General features: G+C 59.7%; 8 protein-coding genes. 2 read left to right on the top strand and 6 right to left on the bottom strand.

The window, feature by feature from the left end; translation table 11 throughout:
* The first annotated feature begins 13 nt into the window (after window positions 1–13).
* Entirely contained in the window at window positions 14–181 is a 168-nt protein-coding gene (locus ACH2EH_RS04970) for a zinc ribbon domain-containing protein (protein ID WP_395139528.1), read from the top strand.
* Here the strand turns inward: ACH2EH_RS04970 and ACH2EH_RS04975 are convergent.
* The 5 genes from ACH2EH_RS04975 to ACH2EH_RS04995 are packed head-to-tail and all read right to left on the bottom strand — an operon-like array spanning window position 150 to window position 3,591.
* Window positions 150–728, bottom strand: coding sequence for a CocE/NonD family hydrolase (locus tag ACH2EH_RS04975; protein WP_395139515.1), 579 nt, complete (start codon window positions 726–728; stop codon window positions 150–152). The two genes, ACH2EH_RS04970 and ACH2EH_RS04975, sit on opposite strands and share 32 nt — an antisense overlap.
* A gap of 56 nt (window positions 729–784) precedes the next feature.
* Complete coding sequence (locus ACH2EH_RS04980) at window positions 785–2,167, bottom strand: radical SAM protein (RefSeq protein ID WP_395139517.1); 1,383 nt, start codon at window positions 2,165–2,167, stop codon at window positions 785–787.
* Entirely contained in the window at window positions 2,164–2,607 is a 444-nt protein-coding gene (locus tag ACH2EH_RS04985) for a hypothetical protein (RefSeq protein ID WP_395139519.1), read from the bottom strand. Before ACH2EH_RS04985 ends, ACH2EH_RS04980 begins: the two co-directional genes overlap by 4 nt.
* Complete coding sequence (locus ACH2EH_RS04990) at window positions 2,604–2,933, bottom strand: hypothetical protein (protein WP_395139521.1); 330 nt, start codon at window positions 2,931–2,933, stop codon at window positions 2,604–2,606. Before ACH2EH_RS04990 ends, ACH2EH_RS04985 begins: the two co-directional genes overlap by 4 nt.
* Window positions 2,902–3,591: a prolipoprotein diacylglyceryl transferase gene (locus ACH2EH_RS04995; RefSeq protein ID WP_395139523.1), complete on the bottom strand. Its 690-nt coding sequence runs from the start codon at window positions 3,589–3,591 to the stop codon at window positions 2,902–2,904. Before ACH2EH_RS04995 ends, ACH2EH_RS04990 begins: the two co-directional genes overlap by 32 nt.
* A gap of 27 nt (window positions 3,592–3,618) precedes the next feature.
* On the opposite strand from ACH2EH_RS04995, the gene ACH2EH_RS05000 reads away from it, so the two are divergent.
* Entirely contained in the window at window positions 3,619–4,668 is a 1,050-nt protein-coding gene (locus ACH2EH_RS05000) for a lactonase family protein (RefSeq protein ID WP_395139525.1), read from the top strand.
* 164 nt (window positions 4,669–4,832) lie between these two features.
* Here the strand turns inward: ACH2EH_RS05000 and ACH2EH_RS05005 are convergent, their stop codons facing one another.
* On the bottom strand, window positions 4,833–5,816 hold the full coding sequence (locus ACH2EH_RS05005) for a Gfo/Idh/MocA family protein (protein WP_395139526.1): 984 nt from the start codon (window positions 5,814–5,816) through the stop codon (window positions 4,833–4,835).
* Window positions 5,817–5,875: the final 59 nt, after the last annotated feature.

Below are 5,875 nucleotides of genomic sequence, written 5' to 3' on the forward strand. Positions count from 1 at the left end.
ACTGAAGGATAGGTTGTACAACTGTCTGCATTGTGGTTTCTCGCTTGATCGTGACTTTAACGCCGCAATCAACATCAAAAACAGGGCATTTCCCCGTCAAGAAAACACGGCTCGGACGGAGCCTTTGGGAGTTAATCAAGAGGATTGCCTCATGGATTTCCCAAGAAGCCCCCGGCTTTAGCCGGGGGAGTCGTCACGAGCATAAAAGCCCCGTCGCCGAGGAACCAGTCGGTCACGGGCGCTTGCGGCGAGACGGCCTTGAGCGCGGGATGTGCCCGCACCGCCCCGACGGCGGCATAAAAACCGGGATACGAGACGCCTGTCAGGCCCACCTTGCCGTTGTTGCTCGGGATATTCTTTAAAAGCCACGCAACTGTGTCGTAGGTGTCGGTGCTCTCGTCCACGGTCTTACCATCGCGGCTGAGTGGCCGAACATTTTCGTAGTTCTCCTCAGACAGATACTTTCCACGGACATCCTGAAAGACCTGAATGTAGCCCTCGTCGGTGTAGGGCTTGCGCACCATCAGAATCGGGTGTTTTTTTGTTTCGTTCTTGGGCGCGTAGATCACCGTGTAGAGCTTGGTGCCATCGCGCATGGGAATCTGCACATCACGCTTGGTGTAGCTCTGCTCCGTTTGTCGAAGCGTCGCCGCACGGGGCGCAGCGGTGTGCGAGGAGACGGCGGCGAGGCCAAGGGCAAGAAACGCCAGGGGGCGGGTAGGACGCATGCAACCCATTTCCGTGCTGGGGGCGCGGATTCCTGCACGGTAAACGTGTGGGGCTATTACTTCAGAACCGCCAGCTGGAGGCCGCTGACTTCGGGCTTGCGGCCTCGGTGGAAGACATTGTACTCGCAGAAGCTAACGGCCTCGCCTTTCTCGTTGAGGAGCTTGGTGCAGCACTGATCCACGCGCTTCTGATCCCACGTGTGCGCGTCCATGAAGGGCTTCACGACAATCCGAAACGTGCGGCGGCCCACGGCCTGTGGGTCGTTGCGCAGGGGAAGTAAGTCTTTGACGCCGCTGTGGGCGTAGAGCGTCATTAAGTCGCGGAGCGTGCGGCCTGCGCGCAGGTTCACGGTGTCGCTCCAGACGCGTTTCAGAGCGCCCTCGATCAGCCCTGAGAAGCTGATCTTGTCGGAGAAGAGATCGAGATACCGTGCGACATCTAGGTGGCGCGGCAGAGGTGTCAGAACACTCCGTTTTTCATCGAGAATTCCGTAGGTCAGGACGCAGCAGTCCGGGTGCGAGCAGGGGAGCCCCACAAAGTCCGAGAGCTGGAGCGCCCCATTGGTCTGAGCCACGAGGCGCTCTAGAACCCCGGTGAGTGTGAGCCGTGCGCCCGGATCGTAGCCGTGCTCGTAGCGCCCGTTGTCCATCACGGGCTGGTAGGTAATCCCGCAGATCGTCTCATGGGCGAGTGCGAACCGATAGAGATCGCCGATCTCGTCGTCGTTCACTCCCGCCTCTACTGTCGGTACAAGATTGATGAATAGACCTGCATCGGTGGCGATTCGTAGCGCCTCTTGCTTGCGTGCTACTAGGTCTTTACCGTAGAGCCGCTGATGCACGTCGGGGCGGAAGCTACCGTAGGAAAAATACAGCTCGATGCGCTCCTTGCGGGCTTGGAGTGCTTCCACTAAGCTCTTGCTCTGTGTGAGGCGTAGGCCATTAGTATTGATGACGATACGGTCAATGGGATATTCCAGCGCCATGTCTAAAAGCTCGATAAAGCGCGGGTGAATGGTCGGCTCGCCCCCGGAGAGCATGAGTACGTCCAGGCGGCTCTGGGTTTGAAAGAAGCTGTCTAAGCGCCGTTTTGCTTCGTCGTCGTCCATCATCTCGTGGCCGCGTGCATCGGCATAGCACGTCGGGCACCTAAGATTGCAGGCCTGCGTGATTTCGAGCAGCAGCACGCACGTCGGTGGGCCGTCCGCGCACTCCGTTCCCGGCCCACAGCAGCCGATTCCGCCCGCGCTACGATCCACGGCGTAGGTGCGAAATCTTAGATACTCCGCCGCATTGCTCGCCAGCAAGGCTTTGTTTTCCCCATGCTTTGCGCAGCGCTGCCGCATCCAGATACGGCCCGATTCCTCAAATATCGTCGCCGGAACTGAGCGTAGACAAGTGGGGCAAAGCCCCGTGGTTTCCTCTGGAAAAGTTATCATGATTTGCGAATAAATCCCATCTGGTAGAAAGTGCGTATGGTCATCACAAGACTTCCTACCAGCCAGAGAACTCCCAGCCAGCGCCAGGGCGTGGGAAGTAGCAGGAAAACCTCTAGGGGGGCCACCACACAGGTGGTGATCAAAGACAAAACACCCGTTAGGAAGTTCGACCATAAAGGGTACCGGCAGAGCAGTGAGGCCAGAAGAAAACCCGCCCAAGTGCCTGCGATAGCCCAGGGCCAGCCGAAGTACCAGACCGTAAGAAGGGTGGTTGCGAGGGTGAAGAGCAGGACGAAAACGGACAAGAAACGGTCGCGGGAGCGTAAGCTCGGGTCATGGACATGGTAGCGCCGACCTGATTCCATGGGCAGAAGAGCACCACACTGCGCACAGCGAACCACCTCGGCGGTGACGGGTGCGGCGCAGTTTGGGCAGGTCATCGTCCGATGCCTCCGAGGCAGGTGAGAAATATTCCTAAAATCAGTAGGATAAGCAGCGCACCGCCGACGGCCAGCCCGGTACAAAAATAGGGATAGCGTGTGCGGAGCCTGAGGAAGGCGATGATAACTCCAATTGTGCCGACGCCGGTGAGGATCAGGAGCATGCTGGCGAGCGTCCCCAGAAAGCCGTCGAGAAGGGGGATTCTGGTGAACGCCTCGGAGGGCTGCGCCTGCTGGAGCGTCATGCCGCAGTGGGGGCACCGAGCGAGCGACTCGCCCAGCTCGATCTGGCAGTTAGGGCAGCGGTACGTTTGATTTTGTTGCAAAGGGTTTCTCCTTGGCGAGTTTATAGACGAAGAAAGCGAGACCGCCCAGGCAGACCCACTGCGCTGTCGAGAGGCTACCGTGGCGCGTTGCACCGTCGCGGAAGAACTCAATGAGAAAGCGAGCGGGGCAGTAGAGTGCGCCTTGCAGATACCAGATCCCATTTTCGGCGGGTTTGTAGAATTTCTCGGTGAGCAATAAGATCACTAAAATAAGAGCGCAGGCGGCGGAGAGATAGATTTGGGTAGGGTGGTGGTTTTGGATTGCCCACGGGAGCGTGCACTCGCGGCCGCCACAGCAGCCCCCCAGAAAACAGCCCCAGCGCCCGACAGCCTCTCCGGCCATGAGCGCGACGGCAAATAAATCCCCCGTGGGCCGGATTAGGCCGAGGCGTTTTTTGGCGAGCATCACCGCTAAGTAGCCGCCGATAAACCCGCCCAGGACGCTCTTGCCGGGCTCACCCCCCGTGGCGAAAAACTGCCCAAGATTCGCTCCGACCAGCCCCCCGATCAGCCCCGTCATCGCCACATAGGCCATACCCTCCGTGAGCAGGCGACGCTTTTTTGCAAACAGACAGAAAACAACAATCCCCACCGTGTAGGCCAAGACATAGACGAGCGAAGCCGCAGTAAAGTGCGTCAGCGCAGCAAGAGGCTTCATGGTGTATTGTACGCTACAATAGGCTCTATGAGCATTGTCTTTGTCGGAACCTATACCAATAACACCAAGAGCGAGGGAGTCTACGCCTTTCGCATGGACGACACAACCGGGGCGTGGACGCGCATCCCGCAGAGTATTCCCAAGATCACCAATCCCTCGTTTCTGGTGGCAGATCGTAAGAACCACCGGCTCTTTGCCACGGCGGAGACGGGCGAGGGGCAAGTTGCAGCGTTTCGTTATGATGCGGAGAGTGGGGCACTAACCTTCGTGAACCAGCAGCCTTCGCAAGGAGCCGATCCGTGCCATCTCTCGCTGCTCAAGACTGGGAGCCATGTGCTGGTTGCCAACTACTCCAGCGGCACTTTTGCGATGCTGCCCGTGAATCCCGATGGCTCGCTGCGCCCCGCCACCGACACGGTTCAGGACAGCGGCAGTGGGCCCAACAAGGCGCGTCAAGAGGCCCCGCACGCGCACTCGATTAACTTGGACGCGAGCAACAAGCTGGCTTACGGTTGCGATCTGGGCACCGACAAAGTGATGATCTTTCGGCCCAACGCGAAAACGGGAAAGCTGGTTCCGAGTGATCCTGCCTTTGCTTCCATTCATCCCGGCGGCGGGCCGCGTCACTTTGCGTTTCACCCGAAGAAGCCCGTTGTCTATGCCATCAATGAGCTCGATTGCACGGTCACGGTCTTTGCCTGGGACAAAGCTTCGGGTGCACTGCGCGAGCTTCAGACCATCACCACCTTGCCCCGGTCCTACCAGAACGGTGATTCTTGTGCAGACATTCATGTCAGTGCCGATGGGAAGTTCCTCTACGGCTCCAATCGCGGCCACGACAGTATCGCGATTTTCTCGATTGGGGCGGACGGCAGGCTCGCTACGGTGGGCAATGAGCCGACCCAGGGCAAGACTCCGCGTAACTTCGCGATTGATCCCACCGGCAATTTCCTCTTCGCCGCGAATCAAAATAGCGATAGCATTATCGCGTTCCGAATCGACAAAAAGACAGGGAAGCTCGCGGCAACGGGCACGAAGATCGAAGTCCCCGCGCCCGTTTGTCTTATATTTGGGTAGACCAATCCCCTCCGTACCCATCCCCCGGCCCCTTCCCTCAGCACCCAGAGGGTACCCGGGAAGGGGTGAGAAAACCCTCCCTAACCCTCCCTGCCCTGAGGGAGGGTGGCTCGCAGTGAGGAACGAACGAAGAGCCGGGTGGGTTCAGGGTGGGTTGAGGCGGGCTAATACACTGAAAAACACGCCGCCAGGTTTGCCCGGGCATCGGCGGCGCTCCAGGGGATAGGGGTGTTAGTCATAAGTGCGTCCGCGAGGACATCAAGGGGGAAGAAGGGGGACTCGTCCGAGACGTGGCGTGTTTCCTCGCCGTTTGCACTCACCATCCAGTCGTTGCCTTCCGGACGAATCGTGCCGTGGGTGCCGATAAAGAGCACGCGGTGCGCTCCGCCACCGGGCGCGGCGGCCCAGGTGTCTTCAAGCATGAGGGAGACGGGCGAGCCGCCTGTGTTGGGCTGGAGCTTGAGGAGCGCGATCCCATAGTCCTCAAGAGCCAGCTCCGTGTGCACTCTTTTCTCGATCAGCCCAGCGCTCCAGACAATCTCGCCGCCAAAGACAAAGCGTGCGAGATCAATGGCGTAGATCGCGTGGTCGGCCCAGGCACCCGTGGGAGCCTGCGTGGCATCTATCCACCAGCTCGGGGAGCCGCCGGGTTGGCCGGGCCAGGGCGATGGCAACCCGCCGTGCCCGATCTGATGGTAGGAGAGCGGTGTCCCTATTGCGCCCGCATGGATTAGCTCACGGAGCTTCTGCACACGGGGCGTCAGGCGCTGCATTCCCTCAAAAGAGCCGTAAAACTTCCCGGCGGCCTCGGCTTCAGCGATCACAATATCGAGCTCAGTGAGAGAGCGTGCAGCGGGCTTGACGGCAACCACGTGCTTACCAGCACGGAGTGCGTGCTTGGCCAGCGCGGGGGCGGCGGCAGTGGGGGCACAGATCGCCACCAAGTGCACATCATCGCGGCTGCAGAGAGTGGGTGGGTCATCGGTGACGATAATTTCGGGGTACTTCTCGCGGGCCCAGCTTCGGTGTGTCGGCTCCGGGGAGCTCACCCCGAGCAGCGCGACTTTCTCGGACTTGCTCGCAATCTCACACACACCGTGGGCCGTGTACCAGTGGTCCAGCCCGAGTACCGCAACTCCAAAACGCATTGTCTACAACTCCTCGCTGGTCTCCAGCAGCTCCTCGACATCATCGCCCGTCAGCTCAT

This window comes from Armatimonas sp. (assembly GCF_043760365.1).
Taxonomy (GTDB): Bacteria; Armatimonadota; Armatimonadia; order Armatimonadales; family Armatimonadaceae; genus Armatimonas.